Source organism: Bacteroides acidifaciens (assembly GCF_024623065.1).
In the GTDB taxonomy this organism is placed as follows: Bacteria; Bacteroidota; Bacteroidia; order Bacteroidales; family Bacteroidaceae; genus Bacteroides; species Bacteroides acidifaciens.
Map to the genome: position 1 here is coordinate 1 of NZ_JANJZR010000170.1, position 2007 is coordinate 2007.

Below are 2007 nucleotides of genomic sequence, written 5' to 3' on the forward strand. Positions count from 1 at the left end.
ACGCGACAAGAAGAGCCGGGGTAAGTTGAAATATCAGCTATAAAATTATGACTGAAGAGAATTTAAACAGGCTCTAAGCAATTGTTATTTCCGGGTCAAGGTATACATTCTGAATGGTATTCAATAATTCCACACCTTCATTCATCGTTTTCTGGAATGCTTTACGTCCGCTAATCAATCCCATACCTCCGGCACGCTTATTGACTACGGCAGTAATGACAGCATCACGCAAATCTGATTCTCCGTGAGATTCTCCACCAGAGTTAATCAATCCTACACGTCCCATATAGCCGTTGGCTACCTGATAACGGCAGAGATCAATCGGGTGTTCAGAACTTAGTTCGGTGTACATACGTTCATCAATCTTACCGAAGCCGATAGCTTTAAAACCACCGTTATTGGTAGGAAGTTTCTGTTTTACAATGTTCGCTTTGATAGTGACTCCCAAACGGTCGGCCTGTCCGGTGAGGTCGGCGGCAGAATGATAATCCACAGCGCCTTTCTTGAAATCACTGTTACGCAGATAGCACCAAAGAATGGTTGCCATACCGAGTTCGTGCGCATATTCAAAAGCCTCGGCAATCTCTACCAACTGGCGACGGCTCTGATCCGAACCGAAATAGATGGTTGCGCCTACGGCAACAGCTCCCATATTCCAAGCTTCTTTGACAGTACCGAACATCACCTGATCGAAACTATTCGGGTAAGTAAGTAATTCATTATGGTTCAATTTTACAATAAAAGGTATTTTATGAGCATATCTACGTGCCACAGAGCCAAGGATACCGAATGTAGAAGCTACGCCGTTACAACCTCCTTCAATAGCTAGTTTCACAATATTCTCCAGATCGAAATAAATCGGGTTCGGAGCAAACGATGCTCCGGCAGTGTGCTCGATATCCTGGTCGACAGGAAGTATGGATACATAACCTGTATTCGCCAGTCGTCCATGCCTCAACAGGGTTTGCAGACTGTTCAATACCCTGATATTCCGATCCGAATCAATCCATACCTTATCTATTGTATCGGGGGATGGAATATGAATCAATGATTTTTCTGGTTTTCTAAAAGCTTCTTCGCAGAAGTATCTGTTTCAGTATTTTTTCCATAATAATCTTCTTTCGCTTTCTTGATGTTCCGCAGCAAGGCCGTAAAGTGACGATAATTAAAATCACCTTCTTTATAGGCAGAAAGTTGACTTTTCACGTACTCTTCAATCTTATCCAAATGCATTTCCATAAAGAGCAGTATATCAGAACGATTGACCGATAGATTTACATTTCCGACATCCTTACCGGTAGGATTCAGAATACGCTCCACAAACCCTAAATAAGTCCGTTGCTGCTGACGACGGAAATTATTCTCCAGTTCATTAGGATCATTCAAAGGTTTCCACACTGTGGCAAACACATCATCCAAATATTCCTCAAGCGAGTAAGGGTCGGAAGCACACATTGAAGCCGAATATATATTCTGTAGCATTCCCGGTGCAAGAAACAGAGCCACAGTAGAACTCTGACGGTCACGAATTTCATCTACAGATTTCACTCCGGTACAACCCACCACCTTATCCGGATAGAGCCAAAGCGGAGCTACAAGTACATTCCGCCCCAACCATTCTACCGCTTCTTTCTGCACACTGCGCGGCAAGTAATCATGAGGATTCTGTCCCGGCAAATTATTGGTATAACGACCACCCAGATTTCTCTGTACATGCATAGTATATTTCAGATGTTGGGCACGGACTGATTTATAAATCGTATTCAAGTCGTCATACTGACCGTCAGGCTACGCTGTCCAGGTCATTATATTTTCCATCACTCTTTTCAGGTTCTTCATGCCATATTCATTCGCTTTCATATTGTTATCGCCCAAATCCTCATTTTGGCTGCGCGGGTCAGCACCTTTTCCTTCATCACCGATAAACAACTATTGCTGTCCGATAAAACTCAAATAGCGCAATAAAGTATGGCTCGAACGCTGATTTTACGGTGTTCGAGTCTTCTT

1 protein-coding gene and 1 pseudogene are annotated in these 2007 nt (G+C 43.2%); both read right to left on the bottom strand.

From position 1 onward, the window contains the following. Positions 1-73: 73 nt before the first annotated feature. Positions 74-1048 (bottom strand): class I fructose-bisphosphate aldolase, encoded by a 975-nt coding sequence (locus tag NSB03_RS20485; protein WP_024988882.1) that lies wholly within the window; start codon positions 1046-1048, stop codon positions 74-76. Continuing rightward, positions 1045-1926, bottom strand: a pseudogene (locus tag NSB03_RS20490) (zinc-dependent metalloprotease); the annotation flags it as partial. The pseudogene NSB03_RS20490 and the gene NSB03_RS20485, both read right to left, overlap by 4 nt. Positions 1927-2007 lie beyond the last annotated feature (81 nt).